Below are 25,604 nucleotides of genomic sequence, written 5' to 3'. Positions count from 1 at the left end.
CTCCGCCGCGTGGGCGCGACCAGCCACATACGGCCCGCAGCCCGCAACGAACAGATCCCGGCAGACGCTTACGCCCCCCACCCCGCCTGCTCCCCACCAACCCGCTCGGCCACGATCTTCTCGGCCCACCCGGACCTCCGATACGCAGCCATCGGATCGGCGTCAAGACCCATCTCCTCGCGCACCTCGCCAAGAAGCGGCCGTACATCAGTGTTGTACGCGTCCATCAACACGGCGTTGGCCTCGAGAACGTCCCCGGCAGCCTGCGCCACCGCCAACGCCGATCGATCGACCAGCAGCGCTTTCGCGGTGGCTTCCTGCACATTCATCACGGAACGCACGATCGCCGGGATCTTCGCCTCGATGTTGTGACACTGATCGAGCATGAAGGCGACGTCGGAAGTGAACCCACCCCCACGCACGACCTCATACATGATCCGGAACAGCTGGAACGGATCGGCGGCCCCCACCATCAGGTCGTCATCCGCGTAGAAGCGCGAGTTGAAGTCGAACCCCCCGAGCTTCCCCTCCCGCAGCAGCGTCGCCACGATGAACTCGATGTTCGTACCCGGCGCATGATGACCGGTGTCGACCACGACCTGAGCCTGCGGCCCCAACTTGAGGCAGTGCGCGTACGCCGTACCCCAGTCCGGGACATCGGTCGAGTAGAAGGCGGGCTCGAAGAGCTTGTACTCCAGCAGCATCCGCTGCCCCTCGCCGAGCCGCCCGTACACCTCGGCAAGTCCCTCGGCCAGCCGGTCCTGGCGCTCCCGTAGATCATCCTGCCCGGGGTAGTTCGTACCGTCGGCAAACCACAGCTTCAGGTCGGCGGAGCCCGTCGCGTCCATGATGTCGACGCATTCCAGCAGGTGATCGACGGCCTTGCGCCGTACCGCCGCATCCGGATGGCAGATGCTGCCGAGCTTGTAGTCGTCGTCCTGGAAGGTATTGGAGTTGATCGCGCCCAGTTTCACGCCGCGCTCCTCGGCGTACTTCGCCAACGCGCCGTAGTCGTCGACCCTGTCCCAGGGGATGTGCAGCGCAACGGTCGGGGCCACGCCGGTGAACGCGTGGACCTGGGCGGCGTCGTCCAGCTTCTCCTGCGGCGTACGCGGAACGCCTCGCTGCGCGAACACCTTGAACCGCGTGCCCGAGTTCCCGTACGCCCACGATGGCGTCTCGACGGCCTGGGTCTTCAGGGCGGCCTTCACCGCGGGGAGATCGGTCACTTCAGGACTCCTGTGGCATCGGGTCGTAAGGACTGCTGCAACGACTACTTCATTGACTACCGCATTGACTGTTGCATGAAACGATTCAGAACGGGAAGCTATGGCGCCCCCGAAGGGGTGTCAACCCCTCTGACCAACCCCGATTCCCGTGACTGGTCCGTGACCTTCGGCTATCGAAACTTTTTCGACACAGACCCATTGACGTGACATGGCTGTCGTGTCTAACGTCCCGGCAACCAAGTTGAAACCTTTCACGACGTCGTGAGGCCCGTCCCGCCGGCGTTGTCGAGGAGCCCCCAATGACCCACCCGTCCGACACGGGTCCGGCCCCGGTGCTTGCGCTGAAGGACGTTTCCAAGTCCTTCGGCGCGGTGCGCGCTCTGCGGGACGTCTCCCTGGAGTTGTTCCCCGGCGAGGCGCACGCACTCGCCGGTGAGAACGGCGCCGGCAAGTCGACCCTCATCAAGACGCTTGCCGGGGTGCATCGGCCGGACGCCGGCCAGGTGCTGCTCGACGGCGAGCCCGTGGTCTTCCACGGCCCCGGCGACGCCCGCGACGCCGGCATCGCCGTGATCTACCAGGAGCCCACGCTCTTCCCCGACCTGTCGATCGCCGAGAACATCTTCATGGGCCGCCAGCCCCGGCGCGCCCTCGGCCGGATCGACCACAGGGCGACGCACGCGGCCACCGCCGCACTGATGAAGCGCCTGGGCGTCGAACTCGACCCCGACCGTCCCGCCCGCGGCCTGTCCATCGCGGACCAGCAGATCGTCGAGATCGCCAAGGCGCTCTCCTTCGACGCCCGTGTCCTGATCATGGACGAGCCGACCGCCGCCCTCACCGGCAGCGAGGTGGCCCGTCTCTTCGGCGTCGTGCGCACCCTGCGCGAGCAGGGCGCCGCGGTGCTGTTCATCTCGCACCGGCTCGAGGAGATCTTCCAGATCTGCCAGACGGTGACCACGCTGCGCGACGGCGCCTGGATCGCCAGCGAGCCGCTGGATGCCATGACCGAGGACGACCTGGTCCGCCGTATGGTCGGCCGGGACCTCGACGAGCTCTACCCCAAGCAGGACATCCGGACCGGTGAGGTCGCCCTGAGCGTACGGCGGCTGACCCGGGAGGGCGTCTTCACCGACGTCTCCTTCGAGGTCCGCACCGGCGAGATCGTCGGCCTCGCCGGGCTCGTCGGCGCCGGGCGCACCGAAGTCGCCCGTGCCGTCTTCGGCATCGACCGCTGGGACGCCGGCGAGGTCGAGGTCCAGGGGCGGAAGCTGACCAACGGCGCGCCCTCCACCGCGATGGCCGCCGGGCTCGCCCTGGTCCCCGAGGACAGGCGCGCCCAGGGGCTGGTGATGGACATGTCCATCGAGCGGAACATCGGCCTCACCGGACTCCGTACGACCGTCAGGGCCGGCCTCATGGACCGGGGCGCCGAACGCAGCCGCTCCCTCGACTGGGCGGTCAAGCTCCAGGTCAAGTACGCCCGCATCGCCGACACGGTGAACACGCTCTCCGGCGGCAACCAGCAGAAGGTCGTCCTCGCCAAGTGGCTGGCCACCGGCCCCAGGGTGCTGATCGTCGACGAGCCCACCCGCGGCATCGACGTCGGCACCAAGGCCGAGGTGCACCGGCTGCTGAGCGAGCTGGCCGCCGACGGCGTGGCCGTGCTGATGATCTCCTCCGACCTGCCCGAGATCCTCGGCATGGCCGACCGCGTCCTCGTGATGCACGAAGGCCGACTCGCCTCCGAGATCCCGCGCTCCGACGCCACCGAGGAAACCGTGATGGCCGCAGCCACGGGGAGGGCCGCCGCATGACGGTGACCACGAACCCGGCCCCCGTGACCGACGTGCCCAAGTCCAGCGGCACCCGGCTGGTCGACCGCGTCTTCAAGATGCGTGAACTGGCCATCCTGGTCGTGTTCCTGGTGATGATCGTCATCACCCAGCTGGGCAACAGCGAGTTCCTGAGCGAGCAGGGCATCAAGGACCTGCTCCTCAACGCGACCATCCTGGTGCTGGTCGCCACCGGCCAGTCCCTGGTCGTCATCACCCGCAACGTCGATCTCTCGGTCGGCTCGACGCTCGGCATCAGCGCCTTCGCGGCCGGGACCTACCTCCAGGGCGGCGGCAACTCCACCGTCGCGATCCTGCTGGCCGTGCTGCTCGGCATCGGCTGCGGCCTGCTCAACGGGCTGCTCGTCAGCCTCGGTCAGGTGCCCGCCCTCGTCGTCACCCTCGGCACGCTCTACATCATCCGCGGCATCGACTCGATCTGGGTCGGCTCCCGCCAGATCACCGCCGCCGACCTGCCGAACGGCTTCGTCGACTTCGGCTCCGGCGGCATCTGGGCGGTGCCGTGGCTGGCGCTGATCGCGCTGGCGGTCCTGGTGGCCACCGCGTACTACCTCAAGCACTTCGGCAGCGGACGCGAGCTGTACGCGCTCGGCTCCAACCCCGAGGCCGCGCGACTCGCCGGCATCCCGGTCCGCAAGCGGATCCTCGCCGCGTACACCTTCTGCGGAGCGCTCGCCGGGCTTGCGGGCGCGATGTATCTGGCCCGGTTCGGCAACGTCGACTCCGGTACCGGCAACGGCTACGAACTCACCGTCGTCAGCGCGGTCGTGGTCGGCGGTGTGGTGTTCACCGGCGGCTCCGGGAGCGTGTACGGCGCCGCGCTCGGCGCGCTGCTGCTGACCTCCATCAACAGCGTGCTGCCCGCCCTCGGTGTCAGCTCCGTCTGGGTGCTCGCCATCAACGGCATCCTGCTCCTCCTCGCCATCGCGGTCGACCGGATCGTCGCGCTCCGCGTGGCCTCCGCCCTGAAGAAGAGGAACGCCCGCCATGCCTGAGTCCTTGACGCGCGCGATCCGCTGGGACACCGTCGTGGGCGCGCTCCTGATCGTCGTCCTGCTGCTCTCCTTCGGTTTCGTGGACGGCTTCGGCAACGCGCTGAACCTGTCGTTCCTGATCGGCAACACCCTGCCGATCGCGCTGATCGCGCTGCCCATGACGTTGCTCGTGGTCTCCGGCGAGATCGACCTCTCGGTAGCCTCCACGGCCGGGCTGTCCGGCGCGGTGATGGGCGCTCTGTGGAACCAGGGCATGACGATCGAGACGATCATCCCGATCTGTCTGCTGCTCGGCGTGGTCTGCGGGTTGATCAACGGGCTGCTGGTGACCCGGCTCGGGCTGCCGTCCCTCGCCGTCACCATCGGCACGCTTGCCGCCTACCGGGGCATCGCGCAGATCGTGCTCGGGTCCGACGCGGTGACGGATTTCCCCTCGCAGTACCTGGACTTCGCGGCCGGGCGCCTCGGGGACACCTTTATCCCGTACGCCTTCCTGCCCTTCCTCGTGCTGCTCGCCATCGCCGTGGTCGCGCTGCACGCCACCCCGTTCGGCCGCTCTCTTTTCGCGGTCGGCGCGAGTGAGGAGGCTGCGCGGTTCGCCGGTATCCGCGTCAAGCGGCAGAAGTTGATTCTGTTCACGGTGACGGGGTTCATGGCCTCGCTCACCGGGATTTTCTGGGCCCTGCATTACGCGTCCGCTCGGTATGACAATGCCACGGGGCTGGAGCTCTCGGTTGTGGCTGCCGTGTTGCTCGGTGGCATCGACTTCGACGGTGGCAAGGGCACGTTGGGCGGTGCTATTGCGGGCGTGTTCCTGCTCGGTGCGCTGCAAAACGTGATGAGTCTTCAGGACATTTCCGTGCAGACGCAGATTCTCGTCACCGGTGTGTTGCTAGTGCTTTCCGTCCTCGGGCCGCGTGTGGCTCGGCAAGTCGCCGTTGTGCGTGCTCAATCGTCCGGCTGACGGCCGTGTGTGGCTGGTCGCGCAGTTCCCCGCGCCCCTTTGGGGGCGCCTCCGCTCACCCTCTTTTCAAAGGAAACCGTCATGCGTAAGTCGTCCCTCCGCCGTACCTGCGCGGCCCTCGCCGCCGCCACCTCTCTCGCCCTGGCGCTGACCGCCTGCGGTGGCACCACCAAGAAGGACGTCGCCAATGACGACGCCTCCGCCGCCACCGCCGGCAAGGCCGACCCGAACGCCGAGCTGAAGAAGGGCCTGACCGTCGGGTTCCTGCCCAAGCAGGTCAACAACCCGTACTTCACCTCCGCCGACAAGGGCGGCGAGACGGCACTGAAGGAGCTCGGCTCCAGCTACAAGGAGGTCGGCCCGAGCAGCGCCACCGACACGGCCGGGCAGGTGAGTTACGTCAACACGCTCACCCAGCAGCAGGTCGACGCGATGGCCGTATCCGCGCAGGACCCGGGCGCCCTGTGCACCGCGCTCAAGCAGGCCATGAAGAACGACATCAAGGTCGTCACGTACGACTCCGACACCAAGGCCGACTGCCGTAACGCCTTCGTCTCGCAGGCCGGCGCCGAGGACCTGGGCCGCACCGAGGTGCAGCTGCTCGGCGAACAGCTCGGCTACAAGGGCGAGATCGCGATTCTGTCCGCCGCGCAGACGGCGACCAACCAGAACACGTGGATCGACTTCATGAAGGACGAGCTCAAGGATCCCAAGTACAAGGACATGAAGCTGGTGAAGGTCGCGTACGGCAACGACGACGCCCAGCAGTCCTTCCAGCAGACCCAGGGCCTGCTCCAGGAGTACCCGAACCTGAAGGGGATCATCTCCCCGACCACCGTCGGCATCAAGGCGGCGGCCCAGTACCTCTCGGGCTCGAAGTACAAGGGCAAGGTCAAGCTGACCGGCCTCGGCACCCCGAACGACATGCGCAAGTACGTCAAGAACGGCACCGTCGAGGCCTTCGAGCTGTGGGACCCGGCCAAGCTGGGCGAGCTGGCCGCCCGTACCTCCGTCGCGCTGGTGTCCGGTCAGATCACCGGCAAGGAGGGCGAGACCTTCACCGCCGGCGACATGGGCGAGTACACCATCGGCAAGGACGGTGTGATCAGCCTCGGCAAGCCGACCGTGTTCGACGCCAAGAACATCGACCAGTTCGACTTCTGATCATCAGGGGACCGTTGATGCAGCGTGTGTGCTTTCTGCTGAAGGTCCGGGCGGACCGCCTCGACGAGTACCGCGAGCGGCACGCCGCCGTGTGGCCCGAGATGCTGGACGCGCTCTCGGCCACCGGCTGGCACAACTACTCGCTCTTCCTGCGCGAAGACGGCCTGCTGGTCGGCTACTTGGAGACCGAGGACTTCGCCGCCGCCCGGGCCGGCATGGAGGCCACCGAGGTCAACGCCCGCTGGCAGGCGGAGATGGCGCCGTTCTTCGAGTCCCTGGACGGCGCCCGACCCGACGAATCGATGAAACCCCTCACCGAAGTCTTCCACCTAGCCTGAGCCGGAGTTGCCTTCATGAAAAGACGCGCCTTGCTCACGACGGCCCTGCTGACCTCGGTGGCCGGCTCCGGCCTGGGCGCCGGTGTCGCGCGCGCCGCCGCCCCTGGCCCCTCCGTCACCCGGACCGGCACCACGACCCTCGACACCCAGGCCATCTTCTTCGTCTCCTACGACGGCCTGGTCAACAACAACTCGTTCCAGAAGAACGGCCTGCTGACCTACAAGGGCCACCAGTACGCCGTCTGGTACACCGCCGACCGCAACGCCGTCGTCGGCCGCCGCGCCCTCGGCGCCACCACCTGGTCCACGGTCCGGGTCGGCCACACGCTCCGCTACAACGACTCCCACAACGTCATCTCCATGGGCGTCTCCAAGGTCGACGGCCGACTGCACCTCCACATGGACTCCCACAGCGACGGTTTCACCTACGTCAAGTCGGTCGCCGGCCTCATGGACAACCCGGCCGGTCTCAGCTGGACCGCGAGCCGCTTCGGCGCACCTCGGTCGACGCTCGACGGGCTGGCGCTCACCTCGCAGTTCACCTACCCGCAGTTCATCTCCACCCCCGAGGGCAAGCTCCAGCTCAGCTACCGAGTCGCCGTCTCCGGCAACGGCCGCAACGCCCTTGCCGAGTACGACGGTTCGACCTGGACCGCGCTGGGGGAGTGGAGCAGCTCCACCGGCACCTACACCAGCGAGCACGGCTCCTCGACGGCCCGCAACATGTATCTGCACGGCATCGACTACGACAGCAACGGCCGACTGCACTCCTTCTTCACCTGGCGCGAGCAGAACGCCGCCGTGATGTGCAGCAGCGGCGGCATCACCAACCACGACACGGGTTACGTCTACTCGGACGACCGCGGCCGCACCTGGCGTACCAACGCGGGCACCGTCGTCGGTACCACCGGCGGCTCCGACAAGGTCGCCGTCACCGATTCCGGACTGGTCGTGGACGCGCTCAACCCGGACCACTCCCTGATGAACCAGGAGAGCCAGTTCACCGACTCCGCCGGTCTGCCGCACGCCATCATCAGCTACGTCCCCGGCCGCTTCGGCCAGTGCACCACCAACTACGTCTCTAACCGCACCACCAATGGCCGCGCCTTCCACCTCCGCAAGAACTCCTCCGGCACCTGGCAGAAGACGGAGATCCCCCTCGCCCTGAACTCCAGCCAGCGCACCAGGCTGGTCCTCGACAAGTACGACAACGCGTATGCCGTCCTCCCCTTCGGCCGGATCGCCGGCGCCTCCAAGGCGTCCGGGTACGCCGACTGGACCCTGCTGTTCGACGGCAGCGGTCTGAACGCGTTCGGAGAGGTCGTGATCGACGAGATGCGGATCGCGCAGGACAACGTCCTGTCGGTCATGTACCAGGAGAAGTCCAGCGGTACGACGCCCTCGGCGCTCCGAGTGGCCGACTTCCGGCTCCCTACGTGACCGAAGCACCGTTGCAGTACTGATGGGGCGGCATGACGGTAATGTGAAGCCCTTCCCGCCGCCCCTCGTTTCCCTGGAGGTCCCTGCCCGATGGCCCAGTCGGTGGGTATCAAGGACGTCGCCCGAGTCGCCGGAGTCTCCGTCGGCACGGTGTCGAACGTGATCAACCGCCCGGACACCGTCGCCACGGAGACCCGCGCCCGGGTGCTGTCCGCGATCGACCGGCTCGGCTACGTCCGCAGTGAGTCGGCGCGCCAGCTGCGCGCGGGCCGCAGCCGGATCATGGGTCTGCTCGTCCTCGACATGGGCAACCCGTTCTTCGTCGATGTCGCGCGCGGTGCCGAGCGGGCCGCACGCCAGGCCGGGCTCGGCGTGATGGTCTGCAACAGCGCGCAGAGCGCCGGCGAGGAGGCGGACTATCTGTCGCTCTTCGCCGAGCAGCGGGTACGCGGCGTCCTGCTCACGCCCACCGACGCCAGCGGCCGCAACATCGACGCGTTCCGCCGCCACGGCATCCCCTTCGTGCTGGTCGACCGCGTCGCCGACGGCACCACCGAGTGCTCGGTCTCCGTGGACGACGTGGCGGGCGGCGCGCTGGCGGTACGGCACCTGGTGGACGCCGGGCACCGCTCCATCGCGTACGTCAGCGGCCCGCCCGGCCTCAACCAGGTGCGCGACCGCCGCACCGGCGCGCTCAACGCGCTCACCGAGGCCGGTCTTGGCCCCGGCGCCCTGCGCGAACTGCCCACCGAGCGGCTGGACGTCGCCGCCGGCCGGGACGCGGGCGCCCGCCTCCTCGGCCTCGCCGACCGCCCCACCGCCGTCTTCTGCGCCAACGACCTGCTCGCCCTCGGCGTCCTGCAAGCCATGTACGCCGCCGGTGTTGGCGTCCCCGACGACCTCGCGATCGTCGGCTACGACGACATCGAGTTCGCGGCCGCCGCCGCCGTCCCCCTCACCTCGGTCCGTCAGCCCGCCGTCACGATGGGCGCCATGGCCGCCGAACTGCTCCTGGAGGAGACGGAAGCAGAGAGCGGCGGACCGATGAAGCACGAGCACCGCCGGGTGGTACTCCAGCCCGAGCTGGTGGTACGCCGCTCCAGCCTGGCGGCACGCTGAGCCCTGTAAGGGGCGCGGGGAACTGCGCGACCAAGCCCCCACCGGCCCGCGGGTTCATCACCGCGGGCCAGCGGAGCGCTTACTCTGCGGCCATGACCGAGCCCCAGATCCCACAACTCCAGCCCATGCCCGACGACTGGCAGCGCGCCCTCGCCGTCGTGGCGCACCCGGACGACCTCGAGTACGGCTGCTCCGCGGCGATCGCCGCCTGGACCGATGGCGGCCGAGAGGTCGCCTACGTCCTGGCGACCCGCGGTGAGGCAGGCATCGACACGCTGGAGCCCGAGACGTGCGGTCCGCTCCGGGAGCGTGAACAGCGGGCGAGCGCGGCCGTCGTAGGGGTGTCGGAGGTGGAGTTCCTCGACCACAAGGACGGGGTCATCGAGTACGGCACGCCGCTGCGCCGTGACATCGCCGCCGCCATCCGCAGGCACCGGCCCGAGCTGGTGATCACCCTCAACCACCGGGACACCTGGGGCGGCGTCGCCTGGAACACCCCGGATCATGTGGCCGTCGGCCGTGCCACGCTGGACGCGGCGGGCGACGCGGGCAACCGGTGGATCTTCCCGGAGCTCATCGAGCAGGGCCTGGAACCCTGGAACGGCGTCCGCTGGGTCGCCGTCGCCGGCTCCAGCAGCCCCACGCACGCAGTGGAGGCCACCGAGGACTGTCTGGAGCGCGCGGTGCGCTCGCTGCTCGAACACCGCACCTACATCGAGGTGTTGACGGACGAGGACCCGGAATCGTACGTCCGGGAATTCCTGACCCGGGGTGCCGCGATGTCGAGCGAGCGCTTCGGCGGGAAGCCCGCCGTGGCGTTCGAGCTGTTCGGCCGTTAGCCCGGCCGGAGGCCTCAGGCGGCGACGGCCAGCGCGCCGAGGGTGCGGTACGGGCTCACGACCCGTCCGTCCGGCAGGAGTTCGCCGGTGTCGTCGAAGACGATGGTGCCGTTGCACAGCAGGCTCCAGCCCTGTTCGGGGTGGGCCGAGACGATCACGGCGGAGTGGTGGTCCGCGCTGTCGGCGGTGGGGCACGGGGGCTGGTGGCTGCACATGACGTCTCTCCTCGATCCGTTGGCTCCTGCCTTGCCGGCTTGTTTCTCATTGGTAGCCGAGCTTGTTTTCTGTTGTATGTGGAGACACCCACACCGCCGGAAACTCATCGGTGAGTTTTCCTTTCGGGGCGGAGATTAGGCTGGTCGTATGGAAGATCGACCCGGCGACCTCATCGACCTGCGCGGAGACTGCGAGAACTGCTTCGGACTGTGCTGTGTCGCGCTGCCCTTCACCGCCTCGGCGGACTTCGCCATCGACAAGGACGCCGGGACGCCCTGCCGGAATCTTCAGGACGACCACCGCTGCGGTATCCACGCCCGGCTCCGGCAGAAGGGCTTCAACGGCTGCACGGTCTACGACTGCTTCGGCGCCGGGCAGAAGGTCTCCCAGGTCACCTTCGGCGGACAGGACTGGCGCACGGGCCCGCGTGAGCAGGCGCGTCAGATGTTCGAGGTGTTCCCGGTGGTCCGCCAGCTCCATGAACTGCTCTGGTACCTGACCGAGGCCCTCACCCTGCCGGCCGCCCGCCCCGTCCACGCCGATCTGCGCCGGGCCCTGGACAGGACCGAGGAGCTGACGTGCCTGACCGCGGAGGAACTCGGTGCGCTGGACGTCGGCGCCCATCGGCAGGACGTCAACGCGCTGCTGCTGCGGACCAGTGAGCTGGTGCGGACGGGCATGCGGGGCCGGAAGAAGGACCGCAGGGGCGCGGACCTCATGGGCGCCCGTCTCAAGGGCGCCGACCTGCGTGGCGTCAGTCTCCGTGGCGCCTACCTCATTGCCGCCGACCTGACCGGCGCCGACCTGCGCGGAGCGGATCTGATCGGTGCCGACCTGCGCGACACCGATCTCACGGGCGCCGACCTGACCGGCGCGTTCTTCCTGACCCAGCCTCAGCTGAACGCGGCCAGGGGCAGCGCGGGCACCAGGCTGCCGGAGTCACTCACCCGCCCCGCGCACTGGACAGGGAGCCTCTGAGCGGGGTGCCGGCAGAGTCGTGTGCCGGCGCTCCAGGTGCAGCCGCAGTCCCTCCGGCATCAGCGTCAGCCGCTCGGTCACCCGCAGCCGGTACTCGGGGTCGGCCTGCAGCTCGTAGCGGCGCAGCAGCAGCCCCAGCACCAGCGTCGCCTCGTGCAGCGCGAACTGGCGGCCGATGCAGGCCCGCGCTCCGGTCCCGAAGGGCTTGAAGGCGTGCGCGGGACGGGATCGTACGGCCGCGGTGTCGAAGCGGTCCGGGTCGAAGCGCTCGGCGTCGGCGCCCCACACCTCGGGTTCGCGGTGCACCATCGGGATGAGCACCAACGCCCAGGCACCCCGGCGCATCGGATGGCCGCCGGCCAGCACCGTGTCCTCCCGGGCCTCCCGGGCGTACGCGGGCGCCGTCGGCCACAGCCGCAGCGACTCGTCCAGCACCCGGCGCACGTACCGCAACTTGGCCACCTGGTCGTAGCCCGGCGTCTCCGTGTCGCCCCAGACGCGGTCCACCTCGGCGCGGGCGCGGGCCGCGACCTCGGGGTGCCGGGAGAGGTAGTGCAGGGCGAAGGAGAGCGCACCGGACGTGGTCTCGTGGCCCGCCACCAGGAAGGTGATCACCTGACGGCGGACGTTCTCCGGCGACAGCCGCTCGCCGGTCTCCGGATGGGCCGTCTCCAGCATCCGGTCCAGCAGATCCCCGTCCCCGCTCGAACTGCGACGGGCGCGGACGATGTCGTCGACCGTGCGGTTGAGGACGTCCATGTCGGCGTCGTTGCGCCGGGAGGCGCGCTTCAGCAGCAGCGGAGCGAGCGGCGGCGGCACGCGGTTGAGGTCCTGCGCATAGGAGAGCGTGCCGACCATCGCCGTCACGAACGGGTGCGGCCGGGACCGCTCGAAGGAGCCGAAGTCGTGCCCGAAACCGGTCCGCGCGATGGTCTCCAGGGTCAGCTTCGTCATGTCCCCGGGGACGTCCACCGCCCGGCCCGCCGCCAGCTGACGGTCCCAGTGGTCGGTGAGCCGCCCCGCCACGTCCAGCATCATCGGGTGGTAGCCCGCCATGGCCTCCCGGCTGAAGCCGGGTGCCAGGACGTCGTGCGCCAGCTGCCAGTTGGGCTCGTGGTTGTACGCCGTGAACAGCCCGTCCCCGACGATCTTCCGCAGATTGGCGATGCCGAGGCCCACATGCTTGGCGAAACGCGACTCGTCGGCCATGTCCGCGGCCAGGCCCGCGCCCCACACGAACACGATCTCGTTGGCGAACACCTTGCGCCGGAAGATCGGCCCCAACTGCCGCGCGTGGCGCATTGAATCCTGCAAGGGCTTGGTCCTGCTGGCGCCGACCACATCGCCGAGCAGCGGGAGCCGGCGCGGCGGATGCGGTATGCGGTGGAGCTCCGGCCAGCCCTGCTCGGCGCTGCGAAACCCCTTCGGCATCGCGGCTCTGGTCGTCGTCTCCGCCATGACGCGATCTCCCTTGATCCAGCGGTGGGTTGAGCATGTTGTACGTGGGTTCAACAACGCGAGCCAGTCTGATCCCGCTGTTGAACCGGCGTCAAGTAAAGTGCGGACATGACCGCGAAACAGGGCGGGCCGATACGCCGTCGGCTGAGCACCGAGGAGCGCAGGGATCAACTGCTCGCGGTCGGGGCGCGGTTGTTCTCGGACAGTCCGTACGACGACGTGTGGATCGAGCGGGTCGCCGAGATCGCCGGAGTCTCGCGAGGGCTGCTCTACCACTACTTCCCGACGAAACGCGACTTCTTCGCGGCGGTCGTGGAGCGGGAGAGCGAGCGGATGCTGCGGCTGACCGCGGCCGTGCCCGGAGTTCCGGTGCGTGAGCAGCTGGCGGCCAGTCTCGACGCGTATCTGGAGTACATCCAGACCCATGCGCACGGCTTTCGTGCCTTCCACCGGGCCGACGCGGCGGGGGACCAGGCCGTGCACACGATCTACCACCGGTATCTGAGGGCCCATGAACGGCAGATCCTGGCGGTGCTCGCCGAGGATCCCGAGTTCGGCCCTGTCGCGCGGGCCCGTCCCGACATCCAACTCGCCGTCCGTGGCTGGCTGGCGTTCACGACGTCCGTCTGTCTGGGGTGGCTGCGGGAGTCGGATCTTTCGCGGGAGCAAGTGCGCGACCTCTGCGCACGGGCCCTGCTGGGCGTGCTCACCCTCTGAATTCCGACAACCGCCGCACAGGTTCGGCCGAGCCGGTTGGCGTGCGCCTCGATCTTGGGTAAGTTAGGCAAGGCTTACCTAAGGAGGTTTTGGGATGGGTGACAGTCAACCCTGGACGGCCGCACCTTCCGCGGCGGAACGGGCCCGTTCGCTGCTGGCCACCGCGTGGTCCTGCGCGGTGACCGCGGACGGCGGTCGTGAGGAGTTCGTCGGCGCGCACTCCGTGGACGAGGACGGCCGGGTGCTCCTGAGTGTGCCCGAGGACAGCGCGCTGCTCGCGGCGGCGATCTGCGCGCCCCGCGGCGAGCCGTCCGCCGTCCTGGAGTTCGCCGACGTCGCGCCCGTCCCGGTGCGCAACCGGATCCGCGCCCGGCTCTGGCTCGCCGGATGGTTCGCGTCCGCGGACGACCAGCTCGCGTTCCACGCCACGCGCGTCGTGCTGCGGCAGCCCTCCGGCGCCGTGGTCGTCGACCTCGACGACTTCGCCGTCGCCGCGCCCGATCCGCTGGCCACGGCGGAGTCCCGGCTGCTCACGCATCTCGCCGACTGCCATGCCGACGCGGTCGAGCGGCTCACCCGGCTCGTCGAGCCCGAGAGCCTGCACGGCGCGGTGAAGGTCCAGCCCCTCGCCGTGGACCGGCACGGACTGACGCTGCGCATCGAACGCAACCGCGCCCAGGGCGACGTACGACTGCCGTTCCACCGGCCCGCCGACGATGTCGCGCAACTCACCGAGCGCATGCACATCCTGCTCTCGCAGGCCAGTGCGGCCCAGTGCCCCCGCGCCCTACAGCGGCAGCGCACAGACGGCGACGGGTGAGGCGAACGGTTTGCCCGCGAGCCGCAGTTCACCGCTGCCGGCGTCCACCTGGAACACGCTCACCGTGCTCGACTTCTGGTTCGCCGCGAACAGCAGCGTCCCGTCCGGCGAGAGCGCGATCTGCCGGGGGAAGTCACCGGACACCGGCACCGTGTCCAGCAGCCTGAGCCGGGCACCGTCGGCCTCCACCGCGTAGCGCGTGAGGCTGTTGTGGCCGCGGTTGGCGAGATAGGCGTACGAGCCGTTCGGCGTCACCACGATCTGCGCCGGGTAGCTGGTGCCCTCGCCGGTGCCCGTGGACTGCGGCTCGCCGATGGTCAGGCGCCCGGAGGCGGTGTCGTATGCGCAGACCGCGACCGTGTTGTCGACCTCGTTGGCCAGGTAGGCGTACCGGCCGCCGGGGTGGAAGGTGAGGTGCCGGGGGCCCGCGCCGGGCCGGGTGTGGGCCTGGGAGACCTCGGCCAGGGTGCCTGCGCTGTCGTCGAGACGGTAGGTGTAGACGGTGTCCGTGCCGAGGTCGACGGCGAGGACATGGCCGCCGTCGGGGCTCGTGACGAACTGGTGGGCGTGCGGGCCGTCCTGGCCCGGACCCGGCGCCGGGCTCGTGTGGGTGACCAGGTCGGTGCGCTCGCCGAGTGCGCCGGAGTCGTCGATCGGGTGCACCGCCATACTGCCGGAGGCGTAGTTGGCGCTCAGCAGCCACCGCCCGCCTGGATGCACCGAGAGATGGCAGGGAGCACCGCCGCCGGTGCTCCGGCTGCCCAGGATCTTGCGGTCGGACAGCCGCACGGCGGTCACGGCACCGTCCGCGCGTTCGTTGACGGCATACAGCGTGCCCCCGTCCGGATGGAGCGCGAGATACGACGGGTCGCCCACGTTCTCGATGGTTCCGGCGCCCGTGATGCTGCCCGTGGCGGCGTCGTAGGTCGCCAGGCCGATGCCCTTGCCGCCGCCGTCGACCGAGGTGTACGTGCCGAGATACAGCGGGCGGGGGCCGGAGGGCTTGGCGGCCTCACGCGGGGAGCTCGCGGCCGTCTCCGAGGCTGCCGTCTCCGCCGTGGGGGCCGGAGCGTCGTTGCACGCCGGGAGCGCCACCGCGGCCGTTCCTGCGAGGGCACCGATGAATCGGCGCCTGCTCACGCCACCACTGCCCATGTCCACCCCTCAGGTCGTCGGTCGTCCCGACAGCCACCCTGGCGTGGATCGCCCGGCCGCGCAAGAACCGCAATAGGCGTTGCGCATGCCGCAACGCCTACCAGTCGCCGTCCTCCACCGCCTTGCCCGGCGCGTCCTTGAGGGGCTTCACCTGGCCCGTCGACGGCGCCTGCCAGGGTTCGTGGTCGTCACCGATCCAGTCGCCCACCGGCTTCACCGCATCCAGGGTGTCCGTCGGGGCCAGGTCCTCAGCGTCCTGGTCGTAGTAGTCGAACCACGGGAGCCCCGCGCGCGTGTACGCCGCCCGGTCCACCGGCGACGGCGGCGGGGCCTCACCGGTGATGCGGCGCCACTCGGGAGGCGTGACCAGGTGGACGAAGACCCGCCCGGCGGGCTCCGCGGCCCAGTCCGTCGAGGGCCGGTCGTCCTGGTAGACCTCCTGGCGCATGGAGCCGCCGACGCCCAGCCCCATCGCCGCTGCCGGCCGTGCGCGCCCTGCCGCGGCGGCGCCGGCCTGCGGGGGCGCGGACATCGGCATCGCTGCGCCGAAGGCCCCGGTCGGCTGCACGGACCGCGCCTCACGCTCGGCCCTGAGCCGCTGCTCCTCGCGCCACACGGCAAGCGCCCCGTCGTTCAGTGGGAACGACTGGAGTTGTACGCCGCCCCAGACCTCCTCGCCGGTGACCTGGCCCTCGACGGTCGCGCCCAGGCCCAGCGGGACCGCCACGAACTGGCGGACCGTGCCCTTCCCGGAATTGATGCCGTCCAGCCAGGGCTGGCGGGGCAGCACGACATAGTTCTGGGGGGTCTGGGGTTTGCGGGAGAGCCGGTCGCTCCACGGCCTGCCCGAGACGGCGCACACCTTGCCGACGCCGACCTGAAGGGCGGCCGGTTCCGCGGTGCCCGCGAAGCTCAGCCACATCGCCTCGCGCAGATACACCGGCAGCAGCACGCCGCCGCGCGAGCGCCACTGCTCGGGCACGGTGTCCGGGTAGTCCGCCACCCGCCGGACCGGGAACTCGCCGAGTCCCGGCGGCAGCGCGTGCGTGCCCGTCTCGGGCAGCCGCAGGGTGCGGATGAACCGCACCGCCACCCCGCCCGGCAGCCGCAGTGTGTTCCCGTCGATCCGCACGGTGGTGTCGGTCATCGGCCCGCTCCCTCACTTCCGGCACCGGCCCCGTCCCGGCACTCCGTCACGAAGAACGCCCACCGATCCCCGTACGGTTCCGCCACAGCTGCTCCTGGACGCCCATCCGCTCACGCAGCCGGGTCAGACGCGGCATCCGGGCGCGCTGCTCCTGCGACACGCGGTCCAGTTCCTCCAGCAGCCGGCGCGACCGGTGCTCGGTGTCCAGCTCGTCGAGGATGCGGTTGACCTCGGTGAGCACGGCACCGAGCAGTTGCCAGTGCCCGTCCTCGCGCTCGGCCTCCTCGCGCAGCAGCAGGGCGAGCTTGTCGCGGGTGCCCGCAGCCGTGCGCAATTCGGCGGCGAGCCGGGACTCGGCCGCGTCGGCGTTGCTGCTGACGTGTGTGGTGACCAGCACCGAGAAGCTGACCACCGCGTCGGCGATCTCGGACATCAGCTGCTCCACGACCGCGCCCGTCCCCTTCGCGAACAGCGGCTCCGGCTCACGCTCCTTCGCGAGATCGGTGAGGGTGCGGGCGAGGACCCGCAGGACCACCGTGCAGATTTCCAGCGTGTCCAGTCCGGTGCGCAGGACCACGCGGTGCAGCAGGCTGTCGCGCACGCGGGGATTGAGCCGCAGGCTGTCCTCGGCCTGCCTCAGCGCCGCGTCCACTTCGATGATGTCGTGATCGAGCCGGCGCGCTTCGTGCAGCCGGGCCGCGGCCTCCTCGAACGCGGTGCGGCCGGCGGCCTCCTCGCCGATGCGCAGCATCAACTGCCGTAGCCGGCGGGCCAGCCCGCCCAGTGACTCACCGGCCTCCTCCACCCACACCGGCGGCGCGAGGAGAAGGTTGAAGCCGAGCCCGACGACCGCGCCGATCAAGGTCTCCACGACTCGCGCCCATGCCGTGTCGCCCACGGCCGTGACCCCGAGCACCAGCATCGCGCTGATCGCCACCTCGGGCACGTACTCGTCGACCCGCACGAGGTGTCCCACGCCCAGCGAGGCCAGGATCAGCAGTGCCAGGCTCCACCAGGTCAGACCCACCAGCAGGCTGAAGGCGATGGCGACGAAGACACCGGCCACCACCGCGTTGACCCGGCGGATGCCGTTGGTCAGCGTGGCGTACAGGGTGACCTGGACGACCAGCAGCGCGGTCAGCGGCGCGGTGAGCGGCAGCGCCTCGGGGCTCAGGCGGAGCGCGATGACGTAGGCGATCGTCGCGGCTGCGGCCGAACGCAGGGTCTGGACGACGACGGGATCCCGGCGCCTTTTCACCAGGCGCCCGAGGGACGCCGTCTGCTCACGCACATCTCGCATCGCTTGGGGTTTTCCCATCCTCAGGCGCATCGAACGTACTGAGGGAATCCCCTGCTGACGCTCCGGCTGTCCGTGCCCGACGACGGAGGACCGCCCGTTGGTGCCCGCCGGGTCGGGAGCGAAAGCATTGGATCATGACAAGGCATCGGACCGGAACAGTCCTGACACTGCTTGTCACCCTCGGATGCCCTGTTCGGTGCGTGATCTCATGGGGAGTCTCCTGGGGACGACGGGCTGCCCAGGAGCGTGGGGTTCTGGCCTGAGGCGGAAAGCCCGGGGGAGGGGGAAGCCGGTGGATTTCCGGGATGTCGGGTCACCGCGGGCACGCGCGGCACTGGGGCATGTGGGGGGTCGCTCGGCCGGACCGGCCGTCGACAAGGATCTGCGCATCACGCTCAACTTCCACCCGGACCGGCTGGTCGGCGGGGTCCCGATCCTGGAGGCGCTGGCCCAGGACGGCATCTACCACTCGCAGTTCGTCACGGGCGTGAGCAACGGCGGCCTCACCGCGCACCCGGGAGGGGACCGCTGGCGCTGGGAGAGCCGGATCTTCGGCGGGGTCTACGACGACGCGGCCCCGCGCGACCGGCCCGTCTACGGCGCGCTGGACTTCCGGCATCAAGTGGTCGGCGCGGCCCCGCGGTTCGGGTCCTCGCACTTCCGGCTCACCGGGGCGACCCTCGCCCGCGCCACGTTCTGCTACCCCGACAGCGCGGCCGAGCCCACCGAATTCGGCGTGGCCGCCGGCATGTCCCTGATCGCCCTGGCCGAGGCGGACCGGCGGGACGCCCTCAACGACTACATCGAGGCACAGGTCCACGGCGGCGTCGCCCTCGCCCGGGACGTGGAGGCGCTCGTCCTGGACTCGGCCTACCGGGGCACCTCGGTCGAGGCGGCGGCCCGCGCGCTGCTTTGCCGGGTCGAATGGCACCCCGGCTACCGGCTCACCGTGGCCGAGCTGCGACGTCACACGGACTACCGCGGCCCGGGGTACGCCGACCTGGGCGCCCGGATCGCCGTCGACGGCCGCCTCGACCCGCGGATCATCGGCGACGCGGCCCGCACCGGACGCCATGAACTCCAGGACCTGAAGATGGTGTGGCACACCCTCGCCCGCTTCGGCGCCCCGGAGGGAGCCGGTACGGCCTACTCCGGCGCGCCTTACTCCGAGGCGGCCGAGCCCGGATCGGCCGGCGCGGCCGGCGTCGGTGGCCACACCCCGGGAGTGAGCACGCCCAGTGCGTAGGCGCGGGCGACCAGCTCCGTGCGGTTCGCCGCGTGCCAGCGGGCGGACAGCCGACGCAGGTGGTAGTTGACGCCGTCGACGGTGAGGCCGGTCTCCCGGGCCGCGTGAGCCGTGGTGGCGCCCGCCGCCAGCAGGGCCAGGATGCGGGCCTCGATCGGGGCGACCCGGACCGGGGTGTCCGAGCCGGCCTCGCGTTCGCCGAGGACGCTCAACATCACCAACAGCGCGGGCGTGTCCTCCACGGTGTCGCTCACCGGGTCCGCCGTCAGCTCCCCGTACCGCTCGCCGCCGCCGGGCGCCTGCCAGCGCACCGAGACCTGATAGCGCGACCGGTGCCGCAGCCGCAGCGCCTCGGCGATCCGCTCCACCTGTGTGGCCTCCTGCGGGCGGAACAGCTCCAGTACGTCACGGCCGCGCAGCCGCCCCGGGGTCGTACCGCACTCCGTGGCCATCGCCGGGTTGGCCAGCAGGACGGAGCCGTACACGTCGCACACCGCCACCGGTACCGAGACCCGGTCGAACAGCAGCAGCGCGCGATTGCGCCACACCACCCCTTCCGCATGCCTCAGGTCCACCAGCACCTCCAGCCCTTCCGTGCAAGGCCGATCCATGTACCTGCACTACAGAATCATGTAGTTCAGGGGCGCGGGCCACCGGGGCCGATCGATCAACCTGGAGCGCAGTTCTTCCGTACCGCGAAAGGCAGTTGTCGCGCCATGCCCCCCACCGCGCTGCACACCCGTACCGCCGACACCCTCCCCGGTGTCCCCGTCGTCGACATCTCCGCCACCGGACCAGGACGCACGCCGATCCAGCAGGTCATGGGCCTGATGCGGCAGCACGGGCCGGTGCTCGTGCGCCGGCTGCACGGGCGGGACACGCTCTTCGTGGGCGATCTCGACCTGATCGCCGATCTCGCCGACGAGCAGCGGTTCGCCAAGCACATCGGGCCCGCCCTGGAGAACGTCCGTGAGTTCGCCGCCGACGGACTGTTCACGGCGTACAACGATGAGCCCAACTGGGCCAAGGCGCACGACATCCTGATGCCCGCCTTCGCGCTCGGCTCGATGCGCACCTACCACCCGGTGATGCTGAAGGTGGCCCGCCGCCTCATCGACTCCTGGGACCGCGGCGCCCGCACCGGCCGGCCGGTCAACGTGCCCGACGACATGACCCGGATGACCCTCGACACCATCGGGCTCGCCGGCTTCGACTACGACTTCGGCTCCTTCGAGCGGGACGAACCCCACCCCTTCGTCGAGTCGATGGTCCGCTGCCTGGAGTGGTCCATGACCCGGCTCGCCCGTACCCCGGGCGAGGACCACTCCGCCGCCGACGCCGCCTTCCGCGACGACGCCGACTACCTCGCCCAGGTCGTCGACGACGTCATCGCCTCCCGCACCGGCACCGACCAGCAGGACGCCACGGACCTTCTCGGGCTGATGCTCAGCGCCACGCACCCGACCGACGGCAGCACGCTCGACACCGCCAACATCCGCAACCAGGTCATCACCTTCCTGATCGCGGGCCATGAGACGACCTCCGGCGCGATGTCCTTCGCGCTGTACTACCTCGCCAAGCACCCGACCGCGCTACAGCTCGTCCAGCGCGAGGTGGACGCCCTGTGGGGCAACGCGTCCGACCCGGAACCGACGTACGACGAGGTCGGCCGGCTCACCTTCACCCGCCAGGTCCTGAACGAGGCGCTGCGGCTGTGGCCGACGGCCGCCGCCTTCACCCGGCGCGCACTTCAGGACACGGTGCTCGGCGGCCGGATCCCGGTCGCCGCCGGACAGGCCGTCACCGTGCTCGCGCCGATGCTGCACCGGCAGCCGGTCTGGGGCGACAACCCCGAGCGCTTCGATCCCTCCCGCTTCACGCCCGAGGCGGAGGCGGGCCGGTCCGTGCACGCCTTCAAACCGTTCGGCACCGGTGAACGCGCCTGCATCGGGCGCCAGTTCGCGCTCCACGAGGCGACCATGCTGCTGGCGATGCTCGTCCACCGCTACCGGCTGAACGACCACGCCGACTACCGCCTCGACGTCAAGGAGACGCTCACGCTGAAGCCGGAGGGCTTCACACTGACGCTCACCCCACGCACAGAAGCCGACCGTGTGCACCCGCCGCTGCCGGGTGTCGTCCCGGCCGAGGTGTCCCCGACGGTCGACGACGACACCCTCCCCGCCCGGGTCCGCCCCGGCACCAGCGCCCTGTTCCTGCACGGCAGCAACTACGGAACCTGCCGCGAGTTCGCCGCCCAACTCGCCGACGAGGCCGCCGCGATCGGCTGCGAGACCCAGATCGCGCCCCTCGACGCATACGCCGGCGGGCTGCCCACCGACCGCCCCGTCGTCATCACCGCTGCCTCCTACAACGGCCGCCCCACCGACGACGCCACCGCCTTCGCCGCCTGGCTCGACGCCACTCGGGACGCGACCGACGTGACGTACGCGGTCCTGGGGATCGGCGACCGCAACTGGGCCGCCACCTACCAGCACGTCCCCACCCGCATCGACGCCCGCCTCGCCGAGCTCGGCGCCACCCGGCTCACCGACCGTGTGGCGGCCGACGCCTCGGGCGATCTCACGGGCGCCGTCCGGGAGTTCACGGACCAGCTGCGCACCGCCCTGCTGGAGCGGTACGGCGATCCCGATGCCGTCGCCGAGGCGGACGTACCCGACACCGCCTACGAGATCCGCACCCTGACCGGCGGCCCCCTGGACGCGCTTGCCGACCGGCACGGCCTCGTCCCCATGACGGTCACCGAGGCATCCGACCTCACGGCACCCGGACACCCGCGCCGCAAGCGGTTCGTACGCGTCGCACTCCCGGAGGGCGTCGCCTACCGTACGGCCGACCACCTCACCGTGCTGCCCGTGAACGCCCCTGCCCTCGTCGAACGAGCCGCTGCCGCCCTCGGCGTCGACCCCGACACCGTCCTGGACATCCGCGCCAGCCGCCCACGCCGCGACGGCCTGGCGGTGGACCGCCCCTTGACGGTACGTCAACTCCTCGCGCACCAAGTCGAGTTGCAGGAGCGCCCGAGCGCATCACAGCTGACCGCGCTCGCCGCCGCCAATCCGTGCCCGCCGGAGCGCATGGCGCTGGCAGCCCTCGAAGCCGACGACCCGCGCACCCTGGTCGAGGTGATCGAGGCGTACCCGGCGCTGCGCGGGGCCCTTGGCTGGCCGCAACTCCTGGAGATCCTCACTCCGCTGCGCCCGCGCCACTACTCCATCTCCTCCTCGCCCGCCGTCGACCCCGGCCACGCCGACCTGATGATCTCCCTGCTGGAGGCACCGGCCCTCCCCCACTCTCGGCTGCGCTCGAGCGGGGGGACCCCCATGGGCAACGGGGAGTACCGGGGGACCGGGTCCGGTTACCTGACCGGCGTCGAGCCGGGTGACACCGTCCTCGCCCGTGTCCAGCCGTGCCGGGAGGCCTTCAGGATCGACGGCTCCACGCCGGTCATCATGATCGCGGCGGGCACGGGACTGGCCCCCTTCCGTGGCGCCATCGCGGACCGCATGGCAGCCGACGCCGAACTCGCCCCCGCCCTTTGCTACTTCGGGTGCGACGCCCCGGACGCGGACTTCCTGCACGCCGAGGAACTCCGCGCAGCGGAGGCCGCCGGAGCGGTCGCGCTCCGCCCGGCCTTCAGCACCGCCGGGACCTTCGTGCAGCACCGCATCGCCGCCGAGGCCGGCGAGGTCTGGGAACTGCTGAGCGCGGGCGCCCGGGTGTACGTCTGCGGCGACGGTTCGCGCATGGCGCCGGGCGTGCGGGACGCGTTCCGTACCCTGTACCGGGAGCGGACCCCGGACGCCGACGCGGCGACTGCCGAGCGGTGGCTCGACGGGCTGATCGCGGACGGGCGTTACATCGAGGACGTGTACGCCGCCGGCTGACCGAGGGGAAGGGGTGGGCGCACGGTGGTGGACTCCTGGGAACGGGCCCGAAGTGTCCTGGCGGCGGCGAATATCCCGCCCCACCACCTCGCCCACCTCCGCCCGCTGGACGGCGGCACGTACAACACCGTCGAGGAACTCCGGCTCACCGACGGTACCCGCCACGTCCTGAAGATCCCGCCCCCGGAGAGCACGCCCGGCCTGCGCCATGAGCGCGAACTCCTCGTCTCCGAGGCGGAGTTCTACGACGGTGCCGCCAAGGCCGACGTCCCGGCACCACGCGTCGTGGCGATCGGCGGGGACCCGGGCGCACGCCATCTGCTGATGACCGCCTGCCCGGGCGACCCGTGGGACGATTCACTCACGGATGCCGAACGGGCCGGTCTGCGCACGGAGTTGGGGCGTCAGGTGGCCAGGCTCCATCGGGTGACGGGCCCCGGATTCGGCTATCCGTCCGGCGCTCTGGGCCCCCTCGCCCCCGACTGGCGTACCGCCGTCGCCGCGATGCTCGACGCCGTTCTCGACGACGCCCGCCACTACCGGGCCCGGCTGCCACGCCCCGTGGACGAGGTGGCCCGCACCGTCCGGGCCGCCTTCCCCGCCCTCGACGAGGTCTCCGTACCGTGTCTCGTCCACTTCGACCTCTGGCCGGGCAACATCCTGGTGGACCGCTCGACGGGGGCGGTCCGGATCGGCGGGCTCATCGACGGGGAGCGCATGTTCTGGGGCGACCCGCTGGCCGACTTCGTCTCCCTCGCGCTGCTGGGTGACATCAAGAAGGACGAGGACTTCCTGGCGGGCTATCGGCAGGCCGGGGGCCGTGCCGTCTTCGACGCTCCTGCCCGCCTCCGTCTTGCCCTCTACCGCAGCTACCTCTACCTGATCATGCTCACCGAGACGGTCCCGCGGGCGGTGGGAGAGGACCAGAACCGGTGGGTGCAGACGGCGGTGGCCCCCGAACTTCTCGCCGCCCTCGACGAGATTCAGGACCTGACCGCTCCTTGACAGGGACGGGCACTTCTTAATTCATCTCATGAACTAAGGGGTCGGAGAAGCTCGCGCCGGACCGGTCCGCGGAGGTATGTTGCAGGTCGGACAGGGTTCGAAGGGAGCCACATGGCGGGGCGGAACGGTCGCACGGTACGCGACCTCAGGCGGGCCAACCGCACGGCCGTACTACAACGGCTCTACTTCGACGGACCCCTGAGCCGCTTCGAACTCGGCCCGGTGACCGGGCTCAGCTCAGGCTCCGTCAGCAACGTCGTCGCCGACCTGGTCGCCGACGGTCTGCTGGAGGAGGCGGGCAGCGTCGACTCCGACGGCGGCCGCCCGCGCACCCTGCTGCGGGTGGCGCCGAGCAGCGGTCACATGATCGGGGTCGACGTCGGCGAAACCCGGGTCCGCATCGAGCTGTTCGACCTCACGCTCACCGAACTCGCCCGCACCGAACGCCCGTTGGCGCAGCAGGGCTACGAGGTCGACGTCATCGTCGGTCACATCCGCGACGGCATCACCGAGGTGCTCGCCAGCGCCCGGATCGCACCGGAACAGCTCCTGGGCGTCGGCATCGGCGTCCCCGGCATCGTCGAACGCACCCCGGACCGGGGCGCCGTGGTCCACGGACAGACGATCGGCTGGGACGCGGTCCCGCTCGAGGCGCTGCTCCGGGACGGCTCCCCCCTGCCCGACACCGTCCCGTACTTCATCGACAACGGAGCCAAGACCCTGGGCCAGGCCGAGATGTGGTTCGGCGCCGGACGCGGCGCCCGCAACGCGGTCGTCGTCCTCTTCGGCTCCGGCGTCGGCGCCTGTCTCGTCACGCCCGAGGTGGAACACGGACGGGCCGTGGAGTGGGGGCATCTGACGGTACGGGTGAGGGGGCGCCGCTGCCGGTGCGGTGCGCTCGGCTGCCTGGAGGCGTACGCGGGCGCCGAGTCGCTGCTCGAGCGGTGGAGCGAGCAGGGCGGACGCCCGCCCGAGGACACCGACGAGGAGACGGCGCTGACGGCGATGCTGGCCGCCGCCTACCCGGCCGAGAGCGGTGCGGCGGACCCGGTGGCGCTCGCCGTCCTGGAGGAGACCGCCGAGTACCTGGGCGCAGGCCTGTCCGACCTGATCAACCTCTTCCAGCCCGAGCGCATCCTCATCGGCGGCTGGGCCGGGCTCCAGCTCGGCTCACGGTTCCTGCCCGCCGTACGCCGCCACGCCGTGTCGTACGCGCTGCGCCACCCGGCCGAGCGGGTCACCATCGACCTGGGCCGGCTCGGCCCCGACGCGGTCACCGTCGGCGCCGCGATCCTGCCGCTGGCCGACTTCTTCGCCCGCGGCGGCCGCCGTGCCGAACCCACGCCCGAGGGCCCGCCGCCCGCCTGGCGCGCGGCGCTTCAGGAACGGGCTCCGCACTGAGGTTTCGCCGGTGATCGCGGAGGTACTCGGTGCCCTCGCACCACGGGAGGGAGGACGCGATGGCCGACGACCGACGTACAGGTCCCGTGCCACGGGATCTCCAGGACCAGCAGGCGGCCGGCACGGGCGACGACCCGTGGGAGGTGCCGCCCGCCGACGCGGCCGACGATCCCGACGAGGCCGAGGTGCCCGACACCGACGAGGCGGGGACCGGCCGCCAGGGCGCCCCGCACTCGGCGGGCGTCCATCCCGAGCAGCCGGTACCGGACGAGTCCTCCGGGTGACCCACGGCGCGCCATGCGTACCCGG

General features: G+C 70.6%; 23 protein-coding genes. 16 read left to right on the top strand and 7 right to left on the bottom strand.

Annotation, left to right across the window (positions count from 1 at the left end):
• Positions 1-68: 68 nt before the first annotated feature.
• Positions 69-1,229 (bottom strand): L-rhamnose isomerase, encoded by a 1,161-nt coding sequence (gene rhaI / locus ACIHFB_RS12825; protein WP_365279751.1) that lies wholly within the window; start codon positions 1,227-1,229, stop codon positions 69-71.
• A 299-nt stretch (positions 1,230-1,528) separates the two neighbouring features.
• Here rhaI and ACIHFB_RS12820 point away from each other — a divergent pair, with 299 nt between their 5' ends.
• The 8 genes from ACIHFB_RS12820 (at position 1,529) to ACIHFB_RS12785 (ending at position 9,944) form a co-directional block, all read left to right on the top strand.
• Positions 1,529-3,046, top strand: coding sequence for a sugar ABC transporter ATP-binding protein (locus ACIHFB_RS12820; RefSeq protein ID WP_365279748.1), 1,518 nt, complete (start codon positions 1,529-1,531; stop codon positions 3,044-3,046).
• Complete coding sequence (locus ACIHFB_RS12815) at positions 3,043-4,080, top strand: ABC transporter permease (RefSeq protein ID WP_365279745.1); 1,038 nt, start codon at positions 3,043-3,045, stop codon at positions 4,078-4,080. The genes ACIHFB_RS12820 and ACIHFB_RS12815 overlap by 4 nt, the downstream gene beginning before the upstream one ends.
• Positions 4,073-5,044 carry an ABC transporter permease gene (locus tag ACIHFB_RS12810; RefSeq protein ID WP_365279742.1) on the top strand — a complete coding sequence of 324 codons (972 nt, stop codon included), beginning with the start codon at positions 4,073-4,075 and terminating at the stop codon, positions 5,042-5,044. The genes ACIHFB_RS12815 and ACIHFB_RS12810 overlap by 8 nt, the downstream gene beginning before the upstream one ends.
• Positions 5,045-5,125: 81 nt before the next feature.
• Positions 5,126-6,208: a rhamnose ABC transporter substrate-binding protein gene (gene rhaS, locus ACIHFB_RS12805; protein ID WP_400126792.1), complete on the top strand. Its 1,083-nt coding sequence runs from the start codon at positions 5,126-5,128 to the stop codon at positions 6,206-6,208.
• 17 nt (positions 6,209-6,225) lie between these two features.
• Positions 6,226-6,546 (top strand): L-rhamnose mutarotase, encoded by a 321-nt coding sequence (locus tag ACIHFB_RS12800; protein WP_365279736.1) that lies wholly within the window; start codon positions 6,226-6,228, stop codon positions 6,544-6,546.
• A gap of 15 nt (positions 6,547-6,561) precedes the next feature.
• On the top strand, positions 6,562-7,986 hold the full coding sequence (locus ACIHFB_RS12795) for a BNR repeat-containing protein (RefSeq protein WP_400126791.1): 1,425 nt from the start codon (positions 6,562-6,564) through the stop codon (positions 7,984-7,986).
• Positions 7,987-8,076: 90 nt separating this feature from the next.
• Positions 8,077-9,105, top strand: a complete 1,029-nt coding sequence (locus ACIHFB_RS12790) for a LacI family DNA-binding transcriptional regulator (RefSeq protein WP_400126790.1) — start codon at positions 8,077-8,079, stop codon at positions 9,103-9,105.
• 92 nt (positions 9,106-9,197) lie between these two features.
• On the top strand, positions 9,198-9,944 hold the full coding sequence (locus tag ACIHFB_RS12785; protein ID WP_400126789.1) for a PIG-L deacetylase family protein: 747 nt from the start codon (positions 9,198-9,200) through the stop codon (positions 9,942-9,944).
• A gap of 14 nt (positions 9,945-9,958) precedes the next feature.
• Here ACIHFB_RS12785 and ACIHFB_RS12780 read toward each other — a convergent pair whose 3' ends face one another.
• Positions 9,959-10,159 carry a DUF5999 family protein gene (locus ACIHFB_RS12780; RefSeq protein ID WP_365279726.1) on the bottom strand — a complete coding sequence of 67 codons (201 nt, stop codon included), beginning with the start codon at positions 10,157-10,159 and terminating at the stop codon, positions 9,959-9,961.
• A gap of 148 nt (positions 10,160-10,307) precedes the next feature.
• On the opposite strand from ACIHFB_RS12780, the gene ACIHFB_RS12775 reads away from it, so the two are divergent.
• Positions 10,308-11,138 (top strand): pentapeptide repeat-containing protein, encoded by an 831-nt coding sequence (locus tag ACIHFB_RS12775; protein ID WP_365279723.1) that lies wholly within the window; start codon positions 10,308-10,310, stop codon positions 11,136-11,138.
• Here ACIHFB_RS12775 and ACIHFB_RS12770 read toward each other — a convergent pair.
• Entirely contained in the window at positions 11,100-12,596 is a 1,497-nt protein-coding gene (locus ACIHFB_RS12770; protein WP_365279720.1) for a cytochrome P450, read from the bottom strand. The two genes, ACIHFB_RS12775 and ACIHFB_RS12770, sit on opposite strands and share 39 nt — an antisense overlap.
• A gap of 108 nt (positions 12,597-12,704) precedes the next feature.
• Between ACIHFB_RS12770 and ACIHFB_RS12765 the strand changes: the two genes are divergently transcribed.
• Together ACIHFB_RS12765 and ACIHFB_RS12760 are read left to right on the top strand one after the other, a co-directional pair.
• A complete protein-coding gene (locus ACIHFB_RS12765; protein ID WP_400126788.1) occupies positions 12,705-13,313 on the top strand; it encodes a TetR/AcrR family transcriptional regulator in 609 nt (202 codons plus the stop codon).
• Between the two features lie 94 nt (positions 13,314-13,407).
• Positions 13,408-14,133, top strand: a complete 726-nt coding sequence (locus ACIHFB_RS12760) for a DUF2470 domain-containing protein (protein WP_400126787.1) — start codon at positions 13,408-13,410, stop codon at positions 14,131-14,133.
• Here ACIHFB_RS12760 and ACIHFB_RS12755 read toward each other — a convergent pair.
• The 3 genes from ACIHFB_RS12755 to ACIHFB_RS12745 form a co-directional block, all read right to left on the bottom strand.
• Positions 14,101-15,288 carry a lactonase family protein gene (locus ACIHFB_RS12755; RefSeq protein WP_400126786.1) on the bottom strand — a complete coding sequence of 396 codons (1,188 nt, stop codon included), beginning with the start codon at positions 15,286-15,288 and terminating at the stop codon, positions 14,101-14,103. The genes ACIHFB_RS12760 and ACIHFB_RS12755 overlap by 33 nt on opposite strands.
• 97 nt (positions 15,289-15,385) lie before the next feature.
• Entirely contained in the window at positions 15,386-16,435 is a 1,050-nt protein-coding gene (locus ACIHFB_RS12750; protein ID WP_400126785.1) for a hypothetical protein, read from the bottom strand.
• 46 nt (positions 16,436-16,481) lie between these two features.
• Positions 16,482-17,735 (bottom strand): FUSC family protein, encoded by a 1,254-nt coding sequence (locus ACIHFB_RS12745; protein WP_365279706.1) that lies wholly within the window; start codon positions 17,733-17,735, stop codon positions 16,482-16,484.
• Positions 17,736-18,078: 343 nt separating this feature from the next.
• Between ACIHFB_RS12745 and ACIHFB_RS12740 the strand changes: the two genes are divergently transcribed.
• The gene (locus ACIHFB_RS12740; protein ID WP_400126784.1) at positions 18,079-18,981 is read left to right on the top strand and encodes a DUF3626 domain-containing protein; all 903 of its coding nucleotides are present in this window, start codon (positions 18,079-18,081) and stop codon (positions 18,979-18,981) included.
• Here ACIHFB_RS12740 and ACIHFB_RS12735 read toward each other — a convergent pair.
• The gene (locus tag ACIHFB_RS12735) at positions 18,897-19,592 is read right to left on the bottom strand and encodes a PAS domain-containing protein (protein ID WP_400126783.1); all 696 of its coding nucleotides are present in this window, start codon (positions 19,590-19,592) and stop codon (positions 18,897-18,899) included. The two genes, ACIHFB_RS12740 and ACIHFB_RS12735, sit on opposite strands and share 85 nt — an antisense overlap.
• A gap of 105 nt (positions 19,593-19,697) precedes the next feature.
• Here ACIHFB_RS12735 and ACIHFB_RS12730 point away from each other — a divergent pair, with 105 nt between their 5' ends.
• The 4 genes from ACIHFB_RS12730 to ACIHFB_RS12715 all read left to right on the top strand — a co-directional run bounded on the left by ACIHFB_RS12730 (position 19,698) and on the right by ACIHFB_RS12715 (position 25,579).
• The gene (locus tag ACIHFB_RS12730) at positions 19,698-22,889 is read left to right on the top strand and encodes a cytochrome P450 (RefSeq protein ID WP_400126782.1); all 3,192 of its coding nucleotides are present in this window, start codon (positions 19,698-19,700) and stop codon (positions 22,887-22,889) included.
• A 24-nt stretch (positions 22,890-22,913) separates the two neighbouring features.
• Positions 22,914-23,894: a phosphotransferase family protein gene (locus tag ACIHFB_RS12725; protein WP_400126781.1), complete on the top strand. Its 981-nt coding sequence runs from the start codon at positions 22,914-22,916 to the stop codon at positions 23,892-23,894.
• Positions 23,895-24,005: 111 nt separating this feature from the next.
• On the top strand, positions 24,006-25,295 hold the full coding sequence (locus tag ACIHFB_RS12720; RefSeq protein ID WP_365279691.1) for an ROK family protein: 1,290 nt from the start codon (positions 24,006-24,008) through the stop codon (positions 25,293-25,295).
• Positions 25,296-25,354: 59 nt separating this feature from the next.
• The gene (locus tag ACIHFB_RS12715; RefSeq protein WP_365279688.1) at positions 25,355-25,579 is read left to right on the top strand and encodes a hypothetical protein; all 225 of its coding nucleotides are present in this window, start codon (positions 25,355-25,357) and stop codon (positions 25,577-25,579) included.
• The last annotated feature ends 25 nt before the right edge of the window (positions 25,580-25,604 follow it).

The sequence above is a fragment of the Streptomyces sp. NPDC051963 genome (genome assembly GCF_044593495.1).
Classification (GTDB): domain Bacteria; phylum Actinomycetota; class Actinomycetes; order Streptomycetales; family Streptomycetaceae; genus Streptomyces.
Note: the sequence above shows the minus strand (reverse complement) of the source record. Positions and strands in the feature narration are given on the sequence as shown.

Coding starts and splice junctions, on each gene's coding strand:
- ACIHFB_RS12730 (WP_400126782.1), top strand. CDS start 19,698: ATGCCCCCCACCGCGCTGCACACCCGTACCGCCGACACCCTCCCCGGT.
- ACIHFB_RS12750 (WP_400126785.1), bottom strand. CDS start 16,435: ATGACCGACACCACCGTGCGGATCGACGGGAACACACTGCGGCTGCCG.
- ACIHFB_RS12785 (WP_400126789.1), top strand. CDS start 9,198: ATGACCGAGCCCCAGATCCCACAACTCCAGCCCATGCCCGACGACTGG.
- ACIHFB_RS12810 (WP_365279742.1), top strand. CDS start 4,073: ATGCCTGAGTCCTTGACGCGCGCGATCCGCTGGGACACCGTCGTGGGC.
- ACIHFB_RS12795 (WP_400126791.1), top strand. CDS start 6,562: ATGAAAAGACGCGCCTTGCTCACGACGGCCCTGCTGACCTCGGTGGCC.
- ACIHFB_RS12735 (WP_400126783.1), bottom strand. CDS start 19,592: ATGGATCGGCCTTGCACGGAAGGGCTGGAGGTGCTGGTGGACCTGAGG.
- ACIHFB_RS12720 (WP_365279691.1), top strand. CDS start 24,006: ATGGCGGGGCGGAACGGTCGCACGGTACGCGACCTCAGGCGGGCCAAC.
- ACIHFB_RS12760 (WP_400126787.1), top strand. CDS start 13,408: ATGGGTGACAGTCAACCCTGGACGGCCGCACCTTCCGCGGCGGAACGG.
- ACIHFB_RS12790 (WP_400126790.1), top strand. CDS start 8,077: ATGGCCCAGTCGGTGGGTATCAAGGACGTCGCCCGAGTCGCCGGAGTC.
- ACIHFB_RS12755 (WP_400126786.1), bottom strand. CDS start 15,288: ATGGGCAGTGGTGGCGTGAGCAGGCGCCGATTCATCGGTGCCCTCGCA.
- ACIHFB_RS12815 (WP_365279745.1), top strand. CDS start 3,043: ATGACGGTGACCACGAACCCGGCCCCCGTGACCGACGTGCCCAAGTCC.
- ACIHFB_RS12715 (WP_365279688.1), top strand. CDS start 25,355: ATGGCCGACGACCGACGTACAGGTCCCGTGCCACGGGATCTCCAGGAC.
- ACIHFB_RS12780 (WP_365279726.1), bottom strand. CDS start 10,159: ATGTGCAGCCACCAGCCCCCGTGCCCCACCGCCGACAGCGCGGACCAC.
- ACIHFB_RS12820 (WP_365279748.1), top strand. CDS start 1,529: ATGACCCACCCGTCCGACACGGGTCCGGCCCCGGTGCTTGCGCTGAAG.
- ACIHFB_RS12800 (WP_365279736.1), top strand. CDS start 6,226: ATGCAGCGTGTGTGCTTTCTGCTGAAGGTCCGGGCGGACCGCCTCGAC.
- ACIHFB_RS12775 (WP_365279723.1), top strand. CDS start 10,308: ATGGAAGATCGACCCGGCGACCTCATCGACCTGCGCGGAGACTGCGAG.
- ACIHFB_RS12765 (WP_400126788.1), top strand. CDS start 12,705: ATGACCGCGAAACAGGGCGGGCCGATACGCCGTCGGCTGAGCACCGAG.
- ACIHFB_RS12770 (WP_365279720.1), bottom strand. CDS start 12,596: ATGGCGGAGACGACGACCAGAGCCGCGATGCCGAAGGGGTTTCGCAGC.
- ACIHFB_RS12745 (WP_365279706.1), bottom strand. CDS start 17,735: ATGCGAGATGTGCGTGAGCAGACGGCGTCCCTCGGGCGCCTGGTGAAA.
- rhaS (WP_400126792.1), top strand. CDS start 5,126: ATGCGTAAGTCGTCCCTCCGCCGTACCTGCGCGGCCCTCGCCGCCGCC.